This is a genomic window from Clostridium ljungdahlii DSM 13528 (assembly GCF_000143685.1).
GTDB classification, from domain to species: Bacteria; Bacillota; Clostridia; order Clostridiales; family Clostridiaceae; genus Clostridium_B; species Clostridium_B ljungdahlii.
In genome coordinates, this window is the sequence record NC_014328.1 from 1,853,644 (window position 1) to 1,870,650 (window position 17,007).

At 31.5% G+C, this 17,007-nt stretch carries 18 protein-coding genes; 17 read left to right on the top strand and 1 reads right to left on the bottom strand.

Annotation, left to right across the window (positions count from 1 at the left end; genetic code table 11):
* Positions 1–296 precede the first annotated feature (296 nt).
* Positions 297–761 (top strand): hypothetical protein, encoded by a 465-nt coding sequence (locus CLJU_RS08385; RefSeq protein ID WP_013238369.1) that lies wholly within the window; start codon positions 297–299, stop codon positions 759–761.
* Between the two features lie 139 nt (positions 762–900).
* Here CLJU_RS08385 and CLJU_RS08390 read toward each other — a convergent pair whose 3' ends face one another.
* Positions 901–1,986, bottom strand: coding sequence for an ABC transporter substrate-binding protein (locus CLJU_RS08390; RefSeq protein WP_013238370.1), 1,086 nt, complete (start codon positions 1,984–1,986; stop codon positions 901–903).
* A gap of 463 nt (positions 1,987–2,449) precedes the next feature.
* On the opposite strand from CLJU_RS08390, the gene CLJU_RS08395 reads away from it, so the two are divergent.
* The 16 genes from CLJU_RS08395 (at position 2,450) to CLJU_RS08470 (ending at position 16,949) form a co-directional block, all read left to right on the top strand.
* A complete protein-coding gene (locus CLJU_RS08395) occupies positions 2,450–3,682 on the top strand; it encodes a molybdopterin molybdotransferase MoeA (protein WP_013238371.1) in 1,233 nt (410 codons plus the stop codon).
* Positions 3,679–4,770, top strand: coding sequence for an iron ABC transporter substrate-binding protein (locus tag CLJU_RS08400; RefSeq protein WP_013238372.1), 1,092 nt, complete (start codon positions 3,679–3,681; stop codon positions 4,768–4,770). Before CLJU_RS08395 ends, CLJU_RS08400 begins: the two co-directional genes overlap by 4 nt.
* A gap of 51 nt (positions 4,771–4,821) precedes the next feature.
* Positions 4,822–5,883, top strand: a complete 1,062-nt coding sequence (locus CLJU_RS08405; RefSeq protein ID WP_013238373.1) for a FecCD family ABC transporter permease — start codon at positions 4,822–4,824, stop codon at positions 5,881–5,883.
* Positions 5,880–6,413, top strand: coding sequence for a nucleoside-triphosphatase (locus CLJU_RS08410; RefSeq protein ID WP_023163432.1), 534 nt, complete (start codon positions 5,880–5,882; stop codon positions 6,411–6,413). The genes CLJU_RS08405 and CLJU_RS08410 overlap by 4 nt, the downstream gene beginning before the upstream one ends.
* A gap of 23 nt (positions 6,414–6,436) precedes the next feature.
* Entirely contained in the window at positions 6,437–7,477 is a 1,041-nt protein-coding gene (locus tag CLJU_RS08415; protein WP_013238375.1) for an ABC transporter substrate-binding protein, read from the top strand.
* A 51-nt stretch (positions 7,478–7,528) separates the two neighbouring features.
* A complete protein-coding gene (locus CLJU_RS08420) occupies positions 7,529–8,311 on the top strand; it encodes an ABC transporter ATP-binding protein (protein WP_013238376.1) in 783 nt (260 codons plus the stop codon).
* Positions 8,312–8,692: 381 nt separating this feature from the next.
* Positions 8,693–9,709, top strand: a complete 1,017-nt coding sequence (locus CLJU_RS08425; protein WP_013238377.1) for an ABC transporter substrate-binding protein — start codon at positions 8,693–8,695, stop codon at positions 9,707–9,709.
* Positions 9,699–10,811, top strand: a complete 1,113-nt coding sequence (locus CLJU_RS08430) for an ABC transporter substrate-binding protein (RefSeq protein ID WP_013238378.1) — start codon at positions 9,699–9,701, stop codon at positions 10,809–10,811. Before CLJU_RS08425 ends, CLJU_RS08430 begins: the two co-directional genes overlap by 11 nt.
* A 26-nt stretch (positions 10,812–10,837) precedes the next feature.
* On the top strand, positions 10,838–11,074 hold the full coding sequence (locus tag CLJU_RS08435; RefSeq protein WP_013238379.1) for a hypothetical protein: 237 nt from the start codon (positions 10,838–10,840) through the stop codon (positions 11,072–11,074).
* Complete coding sequence (locus CLJU_RS23335) at positions 11,071–11,271, top strand: ABC transporter substrate-binding protein (RefSeq protein ID WP_023163433.1); 201 nt, start codon at positions 11,071–11,073, stop codon at positions 11,269–11,271. The genes CLJU_RS08435 and CLJU_RS23335 overlap by 4 nt, the downstream gene beginning before the upstream one ends.
* Before the next feature lie 46 nt (positions 11,272–11,317).
* Positions 11,318–12,412: an ABC transporter substrate-binding protein gene (locus CLJU_RS08445; protein ID WP_013238380.1), complete on the top strand. Its 1,095-nt coding sequence runs from the start codon at positions 11,318–11,320 to the stop codon at positions 12,410–12,412.
* A gap of 40 nt (positions 12,413–12,452) precedes the next feature.
* Positions 12,453–13,148 (top strand): GTP-binding protein, encoded by a 696-nt coding sequence (locus tag CLJU_RS08450; RefSeq protein WP_013238381.1) that lies wholly within the window; start codon positions 12,453–12,455, stop codon positions 13,146–13,148.
* On the top strand, positions 13,148–14,170 hold the full coding sequence (locus CLJU_RS08455) for an ATP-binding cassette domain-containing protein (RefSeq protein ID WP_013238382.1): 1,023 nt from the start codon (positions 13,148–13,150) through the stop codon (positions 14,168–14,170). The genes CLJU_RS08450 and CLJU_RS08455 overlap by 1 nt, the downstream gene beginning before the upstream one ends.
* Positions 14,171–14,191: 21 nt before the next feature.
* Positions 14,192–14,941: a DUF364 domain-containing protein gene (locus CLJU_RS08460; RefSeq protein WP_013238383.1), complete on the top strand. Its 750-nt coding sequence runs from the start codon at positions 14,192–14,194 to the stop codon at positions 14,939–14,941.
* A gap of 41 nt (positions 14,942–14,982) precedes the next feature.
* On the top strand, positions 14,983–15,777 hold the full coding sequence (locus CLJU_RS08465) for a DUF364 domain-containing protein (RefSeq protein ID WP_013238384.1): 795 nt from the start codon (positions 14,983–14,985) through the stop codon (positions 15,775–15,777).
* Between the two features lie 80 nt (positions 15,778–15,857).
* The gene (locus tag CLJU_RS08470; protein ID WP_013238385.1) at positions 15,858–16,949 is read left to right on the top strand and encodes an ABC transporter substrate-binding protein; all 1,092 of its coding nucleotides are present in this window, start codon (positions 15,858–15,860) and stop codon (positions 16,947–16,949) included.
* The last annotated feature ends 58 nt before the right edge of the window (positions 16,950–17,007 follow it).

Consider the following 17,007-nt stretch of genomic DNA (forward strand, 5'->3'; position numbering starts at 1 on the left):
TTGTATGTGATGGGTATGTGATGAAATAATTACAATAGTATTAATAAAATATAAATTTACTGTAAACTAAAAAATATAACTAGCATACTGACTGGCTATTTCTTTGAAAATGCCTTATATAGAACTAATTAGGACAAACAAATCGTATAAGTTGGCATTTTTCATAATATCCTTAAAATATAAAAGCTAATTAGTGATTAACTTTAAAAGTGATGTCAATAATATAGACAAGTATAAACTTTTATAAAAGTTCACGAAATAAGAAGTAGAGAGTCTGAATTGGAGGTAGTGATGGTATGGGATACAATATTATAGATATAATTAATAAGTCAATAAATATTGCAGTTAGAAGAAAAGCTGAATATGAGGACATAGGAAAAAGGTGCAATAAACAATCTATAAAAATAATGTCAGTTGTTTTAGTGAAACAATTAGATAAAAGTATTCAATATTACGAGAAGCTAAAAAAAGTAATAAGTGGTATGGAATTTGAAGAAATTGATTTTGTAATATATGATAAAATGTCTTTTTTAATAGATGAGTTTAACAGGAAAGTATATAAACCTGAGATAAATAATGTTAGAGACTATTTGAAGTCTTTTCTTGACTTAGAGAAAGATGTGTATTCTTTACTTGTTGATGTACAAGGTAGATTTGTGAAAAATACAAGTGATGTAAGTACAAAAACATATACAATATTGTCCCATATTATTAATAATGAGGCTAGCCATATTTCAACTCTTGAAAAAATGCTAAAATAAAATTTATATATAAAATATATTTCCTTATCTTATGGATGCCTATGGTAATACTCACTTCCACTAAGCAGGTAGTTATCGGATAAACATAATGCATCAGGTGTTGTTTAGAAAACTTCACCCAATGCATTTTAAAATATATTTATTTAATAGGAGGATCATCATTGATGATTCTATTTGCCTCTTCCTCCGAAAGGTCATAATTTAAAAACGTTTTATAAAAATTTCTAGTTTCTTTAACTATATCTATGTTAGAAAATTTATCAGGGTGTATGATTTTTGCTGCCCATTGTATTTGTAATGCTTCTTCTGCACTGTACCTATCCCAGTAAAAAGCTCCATCTGGATTAAAGTATACTTTTGAATTCTTAACAGCATTTACTTTTTGCCAGGAAGGATCATTTAATAAATTGTTTATATTTTTTTTGCCATTGCTTACTTTCATTAATGTATTGCTGCTTAATATTACAATATCCGGATTCCATTTTAATATTTGTTCCATGGATACTTGTTTATTATTTCCTTTTACTTCTGAAGCTGCATTTACTCCACCAGCTGCTTCTATCCAGGAATTAATTATTGTATTGTTTCCATCTACAGTTATTGGTGAAAGTGAAGTTACATGGAGAACTTTAGGCCTTTGTTCCTTAGGTATTTTAGACGTTATACTAGTTATAGTGTTGAGTTTTCCATCTAAATAGGATACATATTCATCTGCCTTTTTCTTTGAGCCTTGTCCTAAAATATCACCTGTAAGTTTAACACATTTTTTTAAACTATTAAAATCAGTAAAATTTAATTCTACAGTTGGAATTCCTGAATCTGATATTTTATTTACGCTTTTATCATTTAGTGGTGTAAATACAATGTCAGGTTTTGCTTTTATAAGTTCTTCTGTATTCACACCGTCTGAAGTAAATGCTGTCACTGCATTTTTCATTTGAGGATTTACTTTGTAGAGCCAGGGCCTTCCTTTTTCTGTGAGAATAGTGGCAACAATTTTATTTCCTTGGCCTAAAATACACAGAACCTCATTATGAGCTTGCCAGGAATCTCCTATCTTTTTAATATTTAAAGGCACGTCCACTTTTCGTCCAGCAGTATCGGTAATCGTTTTCGTCTGCGTGCTTTTTTCACTTGTTTTTTTTGATGTATCACCATTATTACATCCAGTTATTAAAAAAATAATTGCAAAAACAGTGATGAGTATAAATTTTAGTTTTTTCATGATTTAACACATCCTTTTAGGTTTATTTAACTATAGCTAAATGCTATAAAAATCCATCATAATATGTATTTATTGACATAATATAGTTGATTTTGGGGTAAAATATGAACTTAATGGTACAATAATCTGCTACATTTATTATAATATAATAATTTATATTACACAATTGATTTTAAACCTAAACAGTATAAAAAGTGACATAATATGCTTAAAACAAAATATAAAATATACTTTATATTATATTTTGTTATGTTTTATTGAAAACATAACAAGGATAGAATATAATATAAATATCTTAAAATTGTAATAAATGTTATTACGTAATTGGTAAAATAGAAATTCACCACAGGGAGTGTAGCATTAAGTTAAGACAGAGCCGAGTGCTTGGGCTATAGAATGTCTGGGTACTTTTGTTTATAAAATACTTACATAAATTATGATAGTAATGGGGGAATGGCAAGTAATGAAAAGAGAAAATGAGGAACACATATCGCTGCCTAGAAATGAGGCTCTAAAGAGAATAATGGAAAGATGTGATTTAAAATCACGAATAGAAACAATACCTCTAATTCATGGACTAGGAAGAGTGTGCGCTTACGACATTGTATCTATGAATACGCTTCCTAATAGTCTTACTAGTAGGTTAGACGGTATAGCTGTATATTACCATGATTTTGAGAATGGAACACCTGATACTTCTAGTTGGAAAAGAGGAGTACAATATGACTTTGCAAATACTGGAATTGCTATTAAAAAGGATTATGATACCGTTATCAAAATAGAAGAAGTTGAAGTAGACAAATTAGATAACATAAAAATACTAAAGGCACCTTCAGCAAAAGGAGAACTCACTCAGCCTGTAGGACAAAAAATGAAAAAAGGTGATGTACTTGTAAAGTCCCATACGTTACTTACACCATCTCATCTTGAAATACTTGCTATGGGGGGAATTGATAAGATTGACGTGCTGCAAAAACCTGTAGTAGCTATTATACCTACAGGTAATGAATTGGTTCCTGTAGGAACACCCTTACCCTTGGGAAAAAATGTTGAGTCTAATAGTATAATGATGAGAACAAAAGTTGTTCTTTGGGGAGGACAGCCGCTAGTTTATGATATCGTTCCAGATGATCCTAAAAAAATTATAAATACACTTCTTGATGCTTTAAAAAAGGCGGATATTGTAATAATCAATGGAGGATCATCAAAAGGTACTGAAGACTATAATATAAAAATGTTAGGAGAAGTAGGAGAAGTACTAGCTCATGAAGTAGAACATGGACCAGGTAAACATACGTCATTTACCGTGGCTTATGGAAAGCCTGTAATTGGAATCGTAGGCCCACCAATTGGAGCTGAATATACGGTAGATTGGTATATTATGCCTCTTATCAATAAATATCTTTTTCAACCAACCATAAAGCCGCAAAGGTTACAAGTAGTTCTTACAAAGCCAATTGTATCAAAGCGCCCATTCGATTTTTATGTACGTATTATTGTAAAATATGAGGATGGTCAGTATAAAGGTACGCCAGTAATTGGTCGTGACAGGCCTGTTATTGAAGGCTTGATTTATGCAAATGCTCATTTATGCATACCAGGAAGTGTTGATGGATATGAAGCAGGAGCTAAGGTTGAAGTTGAACTGCGCTGTCCTATCGAGCTTATAACAAGAAATGGAGGGGAAACAGAGTGAAATGTAAAGCGCTTAGTAAAAAAAGTATAACAGCTATTATTGCTATGGTATTTGTTGCTTCTACATTTATTGGATGTGATGGTAAAAGCAGTAGTGAATCGACTAAAAAAAATACAATTAAAATAGTTGACATGACTCATAGAAATGTTAAGGTACCTGCCGATATTAAGAGTGTTTTATCAATCAGTCCTCCAGCTACAATGCTAACATATATGCTTGCGCCAGACAAACTTATGGGATGGAATTTGAAAATGACAGGTAAGTACATACCTGATAAATACAAGAAATTACCTGTTGTGGGAGGATGGTATGGTACAACCAAAGGTAATTATGAAAAATATATGTCGCTGAAACCTGATTTGATAATTGATGAAGGACATAATGCTGTCCAAGCTGATGCAGTAAAAAAGGACACAGAAGAAGACCAGAAGAACCTGGGAAATATCCCGGTTGTAGGTGTAACAGATACTGTTACTCTGGCAAATTTTCCGAATTATATAAGATTTGTGGGTAAGATGCTCAATGAGAGCCAGCAGGCCGAAAAACTAGTGGCCTTCTATAATAAAGTAATAAATCAAGCTAAAAGCGTAGCAGCTACTATTCCAGATAATCAAAAAGTAAAGGTATATTATGCAGAAGGCTCAAATGGTCTTCAGACTGCCCCGGCTAAATCTATACACACACAGCCTATAGATATTTGTGGTGGAATCAATGTAGCACAGGTAGCATTAGATAAAATGGGTATGGTTGATGTATCTCCAGAACAGGTACTAAACTGGAACCCAGATGTGATTATAGCTACTGATGCTAATTTTTATAAAGGAATTTATTCCAATCCTGTATGGAAAGGGATTAAAGCTGTTAAAAATCATAAGGTATATCTTGTGCCAAGCGATCCTTTTAATTGGTACGACAGGTCTCCTAGTGTAAACATAATCCTTGGGGTGCCATGGACTGCTAAAATACTGTATCCAGATAAATTTCAGAATATGGATTTAAATAGCCTTATCAAGGAATTTTATACTGATTTTTATCATTATAATCTTACAGACAGTGATGTTAATAAATTATTAAACACCAAACAATAAAAGACAACTTTTGTAAGGTGATTAATTAGAGTTTAAAAGGAGGACAAGTATATGCTAGAAGAAATGAAACTGGCTAATTCGTCTGAAAAATCTATGTCAAAATCAAAAACAACTTATATTATGATACTTATTGCCTTGTTACCAATACTTTCTTTTTTCATTTCCTTAGCTTTAGGTAGATATCCTATATCAGTATCACAATTTTTTAATGTTATATTATCAAATGTTTCAGGGATGGATAATTCAAAATATGCAACTATTAGCACAGTTTTATTTAATGTCAGGATTCCTAGAATTTTGTCTGCATTACTAGTTGGGGCAGGTTTAGCTATAGCTGGTTCTGCATATCAGGGCTTATTTAAAAATCCAATGGTATCTCCAGATATACTTGGAGCTTCTTCTGGTGCGGGATTTGGTGCAGCGTTTGGAATACTTTTATCATTTAACAGCTTTGGTGTGCAGATTTCAGCATTTCTATTTGGACTTGCAGCAGTTAGTATAACCTATTTAATAAGTTTAATCATAGGAAGAGGTAATAATGCTACATTAGTACTTGTGCTTACAGGTATGGTTGTTTCGGCTTTATTCTCTTCTTTTATTTCTATAACAAAATATGTGGCTGATCCCTATGACAAACTCCCGGCTATAACCTTCTATTTGATGGGAGGATTATCTTCTGTCACTATGAAAGATATCAAAATATTATCGTTACCATTTATAATAGGAATTGTACCGCTAATTTTATTGAGGTGGAAACTTAATGTACTTTCTTTTGGTGATGAGGAATCAAAGTCTTTAGGCGTAGATACTTCAAAGTTAAGAATAGTTATAATACTTTGTTCAACTTTAATTACTGCTGGAGCCGTATCAATCAGTGGTATTATTGGCTGGATAGGGCTTGTAATACCTCATATAGCAAGAATGTTTGTGGGACCTAATTTTAAAGTTTTATTGCCTGCTTCCTTATTGATTGGAGGTACATTCCTTTTGTTAGTTGATGACATAGCTAGATGTGCTTTTTCTGTGGAGATTCCATTAGGAATTCTCACGTCATTAATTGGAGCACCATTTTTTATTTATCTTTTGATTAAAGGAAGAAGAGGATGGATATGAAAAAAATTTTTTTTACTGGTGAGAAGGGGATTGGTAAATCTAAATTATTAGAAAAAGTTATTAAAAATATAGATTGCTCTATAGGCGGATTTATTCAAGAAAAAGAGTTTACAGAAGGAGTGAAAATTTTTAAAGTTATTTCACTTTATAACTCGGATGATAATTATATTATTGGAAGATATGATATAAAAAAAGAAAAAATGTATATAGATATGGATATATTCAATGTTATAGCTAATGATGTACTTTTAAAAAGCCTATATAACAGAGATTTAGTAGTACTTGATGAATTAGGATTTATGGAGGAAAATGTATCATTATTCAAAGATACCATTTTTAAAATACTTAATAGTGATAAGCCTGTTATAGGAGTGTTAAGAGAATGTGATGGGGATTTCGTACAGAAAATAGCAAAGAGAGAAGATGTACAGGTAATTAGAATTGATGAAAATAATAGAAATTTTATGGAAGGTAAAATTCTTCGAACTTTACAAGAAAATAATGTAAGGTTGAAGAAAAATATAAGTTAAAAAAATCAATGGGGGAAGAAAAAATGAAAAAAATATCTAAAATTTTAATTCTATTATTAATAGTGTGTATCTTTGGAGCTTGTGGAAAAAGCACGACTTCTACAAGTACAACTACTGCAGATAGCAATAAAAAAATTACTGTTACTGATGGATTAGGAAGAAAAATAGAGTTATCCAAGCCAGCTAAAAAGGTGCTAACTAATTATGCTGTAGCAACACAGATATTGTGTGCCTTAGGGGAACAAAATAATATTTTAGGTATAGATGGAAAGGTTATGAAAAATCCATTAGGTTCTTCACCAAAAGCAGGTGCAAGTAAATCGTCTGCTACTAAAGATGCTAATGAGTTAAATGTGGAACAAGTAGCAGCTGCTAAACCAGATCTTGTTATTATACAAAAAAAGAACAAACAGGTTGTACCAAGCCTTGAAAAAGCTAATATTAAAGTTTTTGTTGTGAATGCAGAGGGTCTTGATGAATTAAAAGCTACTGTGAAAAATTTAGGAATAGTTACTGGTAAAGAAAAAAAGGCAGATGAATTTATAGATTATTATACAAAAAAGTTAGATTCTATTAATAATAAACTTAAAGGTATAGATCAAAAAAATAAGCCTAAAGTATATATGGCAGGAGGAAGTATGTATTTAACTCCAGGAAAGAATATGTTTCAAAACTCATTTATTGAATTAGGCGGTGGAATAAATGTGGCAGGTCCTTTAAGTAAAAGTGCTAAGTGGAGTGAAATATCTGCAGAGCAGTTAATTAGCTGGAACCCTGATATAATAATTCTTACACAATATTCTGCAGTAAAACCTCAGGATGTACTTAATAATGATGGTTTAAAAGATGTAAATGCTGTGAAAAATAAAAAAGTTTATTTGATACCTTCAAAAATGAGTTCATGGGATATGCCTTGCCCGCAGACGATTTTAGGAATAATGTGGTTAAATACAAAAACAAATCCTGAAGTATTTAAAGATACAAACATAACAAAAGAAGTAGATGATTTTTATCAAAAATTTTATGGAACTACTTATACAAAGCTTGGTGGTACTTTAGATTAAAATAGAAACGTCCTAAATGTCATAATCTGATAAAAGGAGGAGAGGGCGGATATGAAGTTAGAAATAAAAAATGTTAGTTGTGGTTATAGTACAAAAGTGGTTGTAAAAGATATATCCATGAGTGTGAGTTCAGGAGAAATATTGTGCCTATTGGGACCAAACGGTGTAGGTAAAACTACTTTTTTTAAGACTATATTGGGTTTTTTAAAGCTTAAAGGTGGAGAAATACTCTTGGATGGAGAAAATATACATAACTGGTCTAGAAAACAGCTGGCTAAAAATATTGGGTATGTACCACAGGCTCATACACCTCCTTTTCCCTACAAAGTTTTTGATGTAGTATTGATGGGCAGAACTGCCCATCTTTCAATGTTTTCTTCTCCTACAAAAGAGGACAAAGATATTGCTGAGGAGGCTATAGATATCTTAAATATATCCTATTTAAAAGACAAGATATATACGGAAATAAGCGGTGGGGAAAGACAAATGGTCTTAATTGCCAGGGCACTTGCACAATCTCCTAAAATGCTTATAATGGATGAACCAACTTCTAATTTGGACTTCGGAAATCAAATTAGAGTATTGAATCAAATAAAAAAGCTTTCTAAAAGAGGACTAGCAGTTGTTATGACGTCACATTATCCTAATCATGCATTTATATGCTCTACGAAAGTAGCGTTTATGCAAAGAAACAATGTATTTACAGTAGGTAATGTAGATGAAGTTGTTACAGAAGATATGCTTAAAGAAGCATATGGTATTGATGTAAAGATTATTAGCGTACCTAATTCAAATGGAGAAGAGATTAAAGCTTGTGTACCCGTGATCAATTAAGACGTATGATAGAATAATTAAATGAAAGTTAACAAGATATAAGTAAATATAAAATAACTAAAACAATATATTTTATATTTTTTTAATATGTTATGTTATGTTTTGTTGCAAATTTAACAAAAATATAATATAATATAAACATGTTATATATGTAATAGTATTTATTACACAACTGGCGATAATAGAATTGACCAGAAATAATGTGATAGTAATTTGAAACAAACAAGAGCGCCTGGACCATATAACGTCTAGGTGCTTTTGTTATATCAAAATGCTTATATAAATTATGATAAAAATAGGTTGATACATCGCTGCGAGAATGTTTAAATCTCTAAAATATTCAAAATTAAATTTTTTGAATGCAGAAAGGAGGAAGTACACATGTTGGAAGAAGACGTATCCATAAGAAAAACTAATTTTTTAGCTCATATTGTATGTCCTATGCAGCAAATCTTCAGAAGAAACTTTCAAATGAAACTTAACGAATATAAAAGATTAACAGGCAAAACATTCAAGTGCCATATAGCTGTTGGATGTGGTGGAAGTGATAAGTATGATGATATCTGGAAGGTAAAAAGTATAGAAGACTTTCCTGACATTGTAGCTTCTGTTACATTTGGAAACTTTTTTAGAAAGGATTTCATAGAGAAATTTGTTTACAAGGGATATTTTAAATCAGTAATAGAAAAAAATGCAAATGAGGACTTTGTAAGAGCAGGACTAGAAGACCCTGATGGTAATTATTCAGTTTATTCTGTATTTCCGCTTGTAATGCTTGTAGACAAGAACAAATTGGGTAACCTTCCAATGCCGAAAAAATGGAGTGATCTTTTAAAGCCTATATATAAAAATAACATAATTGTTTCAGGATCACAAAAAGGTATAGGAGAGCTCCTTCCTCTGTACATATATAAAGATTATGCTGAAAAAGGACTTCAAATGTTGGCAGCTAACATAAAGGAAGGGTGGCATGCTTCAAAAATGTCTAAAGTAGCAGGAACTTTAAATAATGAAGGGGCTGCAATATATGTGCTTTCATGGTTTTTTGCTAAAGTGTGTCCAAGAAAGGAGTATGTTTCTGTAGTTTGGCCTGAAGATGGAGCAATTGCAGAGCCTATATATATGCTTGTAAAAAAGTCAAAAATTAATGAACTGAAGGAAATAATAAATTTTATTACAGGGAGTGAATATGGGCAAAAATGCGCTTCATATTATTTTCCTTCGGCAAATGCTGCAATAGATAATAATTTACCCCAGAATGCGTCTTTTAAGTGGTTAGGGTGGGAGTATATTAAGCGCAATGACATTTATGAGGTAAAAGAACATGTAAGAGATAAAATTATGCAGTACTACAAATTAAAAAATAGGGTTGAGGGGGGATTTAAAAATGAAACGTAGGATAAGTAAAAGAGCTATAGTAGTTGTTATGGCTATAGTATTTGTCCTAATTATGTTTTTTGGATGTGGAAATAAAAAAAGTTCTGCAGTCAGTGAAACAGAAAAAGTAAGTATTACAGATATGGCAGAAAGAAACGTTAAAATTCCAGCTAATATAAACAAGGTACTGTCAGTATCTCCTGCTACTACAACAGCAGTATACATGCTTGCTCCTGAAAAGTTGGTAGGCTGGAATATGAAATTTTCACCAGATAATGCAAAATACATACTCAAAAAATATCAAAAACTTCCTATGGTAGGTTCTTGGTCTGGGAAAAATGATATCAATTATGAGACATATATATCCATGAAGCCAGATATAGTTATGGATAACTCTGAAAATAATTCTATAACTAAGGTGAGGCAGCAAAAACTTGGAAACATACCTGTGGTAGTTGTACATGATTTGGATACTCAAAATTTTGTCCCATACATTACATTTATGGGAAAGGTTTTAGGAGCAAAGCAAAAGGCAGACAAATTGATATCTTTTTATAACAATGTAAAGAAAGAAGTAGAGAGTAAAGTTTCAAATATACCAGATGAACAGAAAGTAAAGGTCTATTATGCTGAAGGACCTAAAGGCTTACAAACTGATTATGATTCAGGACCATCAGCTTTTAAAACCAATTATGCTAGTTTAAAAAACAATCAACACACTCAACTTATATATCTTTGTGGAGGACTAAATATTGCAAGGGGCACTGGAATTAATAACACCTCAGAAGTTTCAATAGAAAAGGTACTCCAGTGGAATCCAGACGTTATTATAACAAATAATCCTCAATTTTATAAAAGTGTTTACTCTGACAGTTCCTGGCAAAATGTAAAAGCTGTAAAGGAACATAGAATATATTTAACACCTACAAAACCTTTTAATTGGGTTGACAGACCACCAGGAATTAATACAATAATAGGAATACCATGGACAGCTAAAATGTTGTATCCTGATAAATTCAAGGATATGGATTTAAATAAACTTACCAAAGAATTTTATTCAGAATTTTATCATGTGAACCTTACTGATAGTGATATTAATGTTTTGCTTAATAATCAACAATAAATTTATGGAGGTAGGTGTTTTAGAAATTGTCCGAATCAGAAAAACCCAAGGTTTATTATGTGAGAGGACCTGATGCACTTACAAGTCATGGACGTAATTCCTATACAGAATGGTATGTGGAAATGGCAGGAGGAACACTTGTAACTTTTAGAATATGTGGATTTAATTTAAATAATCAAGATGATTTGCTAAATAAGTTTGGAGAAAGGACTATGCTCCAGACAGTCTTAAAAGTTAGAAAATTAAACATAAAGTCATATTGATTACAGGAAAAGAATTTGGAGGCGAATGTGCAGAAGGCTGCTGTCTGTCACTAAATCCTTGTGTAGATAACGAACTCCCTAAAAATGCAAAATTCAAGTGGATTGGTTGGAATTATATTAAATCCAATGATATGTGTAAACTAAAGAATTATTTAAATTCTATTTTTATTAACAGCATAAATTCAAATACCCTTTAAGAAATGAAAAGTAAGTATTTGACTATTAGGAGAGAAGGATATAAATATGTTTAAAAAATTAAAAACAAACAATTTAATTATATTATTAGTTGTTTTATGCATGATTTTAGTTACAGGTATTACGGGTTGTGAAAATAAGAGTTCGTCTTCAAGTGTAAACTCAAATAAACAATCACAAAGCACTAAAACTATTGTAGACATGGATGGAAATTCAGTTAAGGTTCCTGTGAAGGTTACTAAAGTGGCAACTTCTTGGCCTGGATTTTGTAATGCACTTTTTACAGTTAGTGGCAGAAATAATAAAATAGTTGCAACATCTCCTGCTATTAAGAAAAGCTATCCTTGGGCCATTAAATTGTATCCACAACTTAAGAATATATCTTACCCATTTAATGGAGAAACAACTAATATTGAACAATTGGTAAAGTCTAAACCAGATATAGCATTTTTACGTAAAGGCGACAGTGTACAAAAAGTTAAAGAAGCAGGTATACCTGTAGTTATGATTGATTATAAACATAATAGCATAGAAGACATAATAAATAGTGTCGTTATAACAGGTAAAGTGCTAGGAGAAAATGAATATAAGAAAGCAGAACAGTATAAAGATTATTTTAACAAAAATATAAGTAGAGTATCTTCTATAACGTCTAAAATACCTGAAAATGAAAGACCTAAGGTAATTTATCTATCTGTGCAAAATCAAAGTATTTCAGTATGGGGGAGAAACATGCCTCAAAATGAAACTATAAATATGGTAGGAGCAATAAATGAAGCAGCGAATGAAGTAGATGGATATAAAGAAGTTTCCATGGAGCAAATGCTTAAGTGGGATCCAGATGAGATAATAGTAGATGGGAATCTTAAAAAAAGTAAAGTAGCAAAAAATCCTTCATGGAGCCAATTAAAGGCAGTAAAAGACAATAAAGTATTTGTAAGTCCTAGTGGTGTCTTTTCATGGGCAAGACTTGGAACAGAATCAGCACTGCAATTATTATGGATGGCTAAGAACATATATCCCCAAAAATTTCAAGATATTGATATTGGAAAAGAAACAAAATATTTTTATAAAAATTTCTTTGAATATGAATTAAAGGATAATGAGGTTAAAGAAATACTAAATTGTGAAAATCCAATTTAAACAAGTATTAAAAAGTATATTTATGGAGTAGGTGAAAAAAATGAGATTAATTACCGTTTCAGGTCCACCTTCATCTGGAAAGACATCCGTAATTTTAAAAACTATACAGTATTTGAAGTTAAAAAAGCTAAATGTAGGTGTAATAAAATTTGATTGTCTTTCTACATTTGATGATATTTTATATAAAAAAGCAGATATTCCAGTGAAAGTAGGACTCTCTGGAAATTTATGTCCTGATCACTTCTATATAAGTAATATTAATGATTGTGTAAGTTGGGGATGTAAAAACAATTTGGATTTATTAATTAGCGAAAGTGCAGGATTATGTAACAGATGTTCGCCTCATATAAAAGGTGTCCTTGCCATATGTGTAATAGATAATCTCTCTGGAATAAATACACCTAAAAAAGTGGGCCCTATGCTAAAATTAGCTGACATTATAGTTATAACTAAAGGAGATATTGTATCTCAAGCAGAAAGAGAGGTGTTTTATTTTAAGGTAAAGCAATCTAATCCAAAAGCTTCAATTTTTTGTGTGAATGGTATAACGGGACAGGGAGCTTATGACTTAAGTGAAAGTTTAAAAAATGCTTCAGAAGTAAATAACTTAGAAGGAGAAATGTTAAGGTTCACTATGCCCTCCGCACTTTGTCCTTATTGTGTAGGTGAAAGGAAGATAGGCAAGGATTATGAAAAGGGAAATGTAAAAAAAATGAATTTGGGGGATGCCATATAATGAAGGATAAAGTTATATCAATTCCTATAAAACACTTAATAAAAGAAGACTCATATATAGAAGACTTTTTTACATCAATTGGAATTAAAAATTATAACAATGAGTGCACATTAGAACAAATAGTAGAAACACTTACAGATGAATTTATTGATGACTGCGGACTTGATAGAGAAGAGATATTAAACCATTTTCAATTGTTTGTTGAGAAAATGGAAGAGTTAAAATTAAAATCAGAAAGTCACATTGAATATATAACTATTATAGGAGGACATGACAAGTCAGGAAAAAATGAAAATATAAATATCACAGTAAAGCCTGGCGAAATCATATCTTTAGTTGGACCTACAGGAGCTGGTAAAAGCAGACTGTTAGCGGATATTGAATGTATTGCACAGAAGGATACTCAAACGGGTAGGCAGGTACTTATAAATGGGAAAGTACCTGAAATAGATAAAAGATTTTCTATGGACAATAAGCTAGTGGTACAGCTTTCTCAAAATATGAATTTTGTAATGGATTTAACGGTTAAGGAATTCATTACAATGCATGCAGAAAGCAGGATGATACATAAAGTAGAAGATACGGTTAAAGCAATAATTGAATGTGCCAATGAACTTGCCGGTGAAAAGTTTTCTTATGATGTACCTGTTACACAATTGAGCGGAGGTCAATCAAGGTCACTGATGGTTGCGGATACAGCACTATTAAGTATATCTCCTATAGTTTTAATTGACGAAATAGAAAACGCAGGTATTGATAGGGGAAAAGCAATAGAATTACTAGTGAAAAAGGAAAAAATAGTTTTTATGTCTACTCATGATCCTATATTAGCTCTTATGGGCAATAAGAGAATTGTTATAAAAAATGGAGGAATAAATAAAATAATTGAAACTAATTATGCTGAACGAAAAAATCTTCAGTTGCTTAAAAAATTTGATATAAAAATGACAAAACTTAGAAATACAATACGCAGCGGAGAGGTTATTGATTTTGATGTAAATGAATATTTATGTGATTTATAAATTAAAAATGGGGGAGCAATTATGTGGGAGATATATGATGAGTTAATAGAATTAATACCTAAGGATTTAGTTATAAAAGATTTTGTAGCAGGATTAAACTGGTTTTTAGTGGAATCTATTGGAACAGGTATGGCAATGACACCTAAAGAGGGAAATTCTTATTTGCAGATAGCGGGTAATGTGGTTGGAATGAAAGTCTGTGAGGTAGCAAAATTTATAAAATCTTGGAGTAATTATGAAGCGGCTTTAGGGTTAGCAGCAATTAATTCTGTAATTAATACTCCTTACAATGTAGAAACATTTAGTGGCATTAAGATAAGTGAACAGCCTAATATTAATGACTTTGAATACATGAAAGATAAAATAAAGGGAAAAAAGGTAGCCGTTATAGGACATTTTCCAGATCTTGAACCTTTAGCTGAGATATGTGAACTTTCTATACTTGAAAGAATTCCACAAAAGGGAGATTTCCCAGATCCATCCTGTGAATATTTATTACCCCAGCAGGAATTTGTGTTTATAACAGGAACTACTTTAATAAATAAAACCTTACCGAGACTTCTTCAGCTTAGTAAAAATGCTTACGTTACTGTTGTAGGACCTAGTACACCTATGACTAAGTGCTTATATAAGTATGGTATTAATATGCTTGCAGGGACTGTAGTTACAGAACGTAATAAAGTATGGAATTTAATCAGAGAAGGCGGTAGACATGAATTTTTTAATAATGGGGCGCTCATGGTTAAAATACCTAAAGACAAAGTAAAATAAAATAAAACAAGGAAGTTGACAGTAAAAATGGGGGAGCAATTATGTGGGAGATATATAATAACCTTATTTCAAGAATACCAGAAAATATAGAAATAAAAAGATGTTTAATGGGAGTAAATTGGTTTTTAGTGGAGTCCGAGGGAATTGGCATGGCAATGAGACCTTTAGAAGTGTATGGTAAGGTAAGTATTCCTGAGCATATAGCAGGAATGAAGGTTTGTGAAATAGCTAGGTATGTAAAGTCCTGGAATAATTACGAGGCTGCACTTGGATTGGCAGCAATAAATTCGGTAATAAATACTGAAAGTAATGTTTCTAAAATTTATCCCGGTGATTTAAATGGACAACCTAATGAATCTTCATTTATATCGTTAAAGGAAGAAATAATAGGAAAGAATGTCACAGTAATAGGGCATTTCCCGAGAGTAGAAGCACTTAGAAGAATATGTAAACTGTCAATATTAGAGAGAAAACCTGATGGGGGAGATTACCCTGATCCAGCCTGTGAGTATATTTTACCTTATCAGGATTATGTTTTTATAACAGGAACGACTATTATAAATAAAACTCTTCCAAGGCTTCTTGAATTGAGTAAAAATGCAAATGTAATATTAATTGGACCAAGTGTTCCTATAACTGAAATGTTGTTTAGTTATGGGGTTGATGTATTAGCTGGTACAGTTATTCTTGAAAAGGAAAGAGCCTGGGATGTTATACAAGAAGGCAACCCAACAAAGTTTTTTAAACGTGGTGCCAGAAGAGTTAACATAAGTTTTGAAGATTATAAAAATGTACAATGGAGAGATGAAGTTCGATTAAGTAGGAAAGATATTTAAAAGATAATCAAATTAAGTTATTTGAAACAGGCAAAGCTGTTTAATTGATATAAAAAATTAAGATAGGATGTGAAAGTATAATGAAAAAAATAAGAAGAGTTAGAAATTTAATTGCAATTATTTTTGCAGCTGTGTTTTTGCTAGCAGGATGTGGACAAAGTAGCACAGATTCTACAAAGAGTAGTGAAAAATCGCAGCAAAAAGTTATAACTGATGCTGCAGGGCAGAAAGTGAAAGTTCCTGCCAAAATTGATAAAATAGCCGATGCATGGCCGGCACATAATGAAATGGTAACTATGCTTGGAGCTGGAAATAAGATAGTTTCAACAATTTCTACTCCGCAATCTGTTCCGTGGCTTTATAAAGTAAATCCACAGATGAAAAGTGCAGTTACTGATTTTACAAATGAAAGTGTAAATACAGAAGAAGTTTTAAAGACAAAACCTGATATATTGTTTATGCCGATAAATTCTAAGACAGCAGGAAAGGTAAAGGAACTTGGAATTCCTACAGTACAATTAAATTTTACTGACTTTGACAGCATGAAAAAGACTGTTAAATTAACAGGAGAAATTCTTGGAGGGGATTCAGTAAAGAGAGCAGACAAATATGTTTCTTATTTAGATAGCAAATTGAAAATGGTAACAGATGTAACATCCAAGATACCTGATTCACAAAAACCAAAAGTACTACATATAATATCTTTTTCACCACTTACGGTAGATGGAAAGAATACTATAATTGATTCATGGATAAAAGCAGCGGGTGGAATAAATGCAGCATCTGAAATAACTGGTAATATGAAAGTAACTTCTACAGAGCAAATACTCAAATGGAATCCAGATGTTATAATACTTGGAAGTAATACTTTAACTGATGCCAAAAGTGCTATAAAGAATATAGACCAGTTAACTCAAAATTCAACTTGGAGCCAGATAAATGCTGTTAAGAATAGGAAGGTTTATATAAATCCAACAGGAGCATTTTTGTGGGACAGGTATGGTGCAGAAGAAGCATTACAGATACAATGGGCAGCAAAGACACTTCACCCTGATAAATTTAAAAATTTGGATATAGTTAAAGAAACTAGAAACTTTTATAAGACATTTCTGAATTATGATCTTACAGAGGAAGAGGCAAGCAAAATTATAAATGATAAAAATCCTGATTAATTAATATATTATTTTATTAGACGCTGGATAAATGGATAAAATCATTTGAATCATTAAG

What these genes read in the sequence shown, in the direction of transcription:
- CLJU_RS08385 (WP_013238369.1), top strand. Translation starts at nt 297, where the DNA reads ATGGGATACAATATTATAGATATAATTAATAAGTCAATAAATATTGCA.
- CLJU_RS08390 (WP_013238370.1), bottom strand. Translation starts at nt 1,986, where the DNA reads ATGAAAAAACTAAAATTTATACTCATCACTGTTTTTGCAATTATTTTT.
- CLJU_RS08395 (WP_013238371.1), top strand. Translation starts at nt 2,450, where the DNA reads ATGAAAAGAGAAAATGAGGAACACATATCGCTGCCTAGAAATGAGGCT.
- CLJU_RS08405 (WP_013238373.1), top strand. Translation starts at nt 4,822, where the DNA reads ATGCTAGAAGAAATGAAACTGGCTAATTCGTCTGAAAAATCTATGTCA.
- CLJU_RS08410 (WP_023163432.1), top strand. Translation starts at nt 5,880, where the DNA reads ATGAAAAAAATTTTTTTTACTGGTGAGAAGGGGATTGGTAAATCTAAA.
- CLJU_RS08415 (WP_013238375.1), top strand. Translation starts at nt 6,437, where the DNA reads ATGAAAAAAATATCTAAAATTTTAATTCTATTATTAATAGTGTGTATC.
- CLJU_RS08420 (WP_013238376.1), top strand. Translation starts at nt 7,529, where the DNA reads ATGAAGTTAGAAATAAAAAATGTTAGTTGTGGTTATAGTACAAAAGTG.
- CLJU_RS08425 (WP_013238377.1), top strand. Translation starts at nt 8,693, where the DNA reads ATGTTGGAAGAAGACGTATCCATAAGAAAAACTAATTTTTTAGCTCAT.
- CLJU_RS08430 (WP_013238378.1), top strand. Translation starts at nt 9,699, where the DNA reads ATGAAACGTAGGATAAGTAAAAGAGCTATAGTAGTTGTTATGGCTATA.
- CLJU_RS08445 (WP_013238380.1), top strand. Translation starts at nt 11,318, where the DNA reads ATGTTTAAAAAATTAAAAACAAACAATTTAATTATATTATTAGTTGTT.
- CLJU_RS08450 (WP_013238381.1), top strand. Translation starts at nt 12,453, where the DNA reads ATGAGATTAATTACCGTTTCAGGTCCACCTTCATCTGGAAAGACATCC.
- CLJU_RS08455 (WP_013238382.1), top strand. Translation starts at nt 13,148, where the DNA reads ATGAAGGATAAAGTTATATCAATTCCTATAAAACACTTAATAAAAGAA.
- CLJU_RS08460 (WP_013238383.1), top strand. Translation starts at nt 14,192, where the DNA reads ATGTGGGAGATATATGATGAGTTAATAGAATTAATACCTAAGGATTTA.
- CLJU_RS08465 (WP_013238384.1), top strand. Translation starts at nt 14,983, where the DNA reads ATGTGGGAGATATATAATAACCTTATTTCAAGAATACCAGAAAATATA.
- CLJU_RS08470 (WP_013238385.1), top strand. Translation starts at nt 15,858, where the DNA reads ATGAAAAAAATAAGAAGAGTTAGAAATTTAATTGCAATTATTTTTGCA.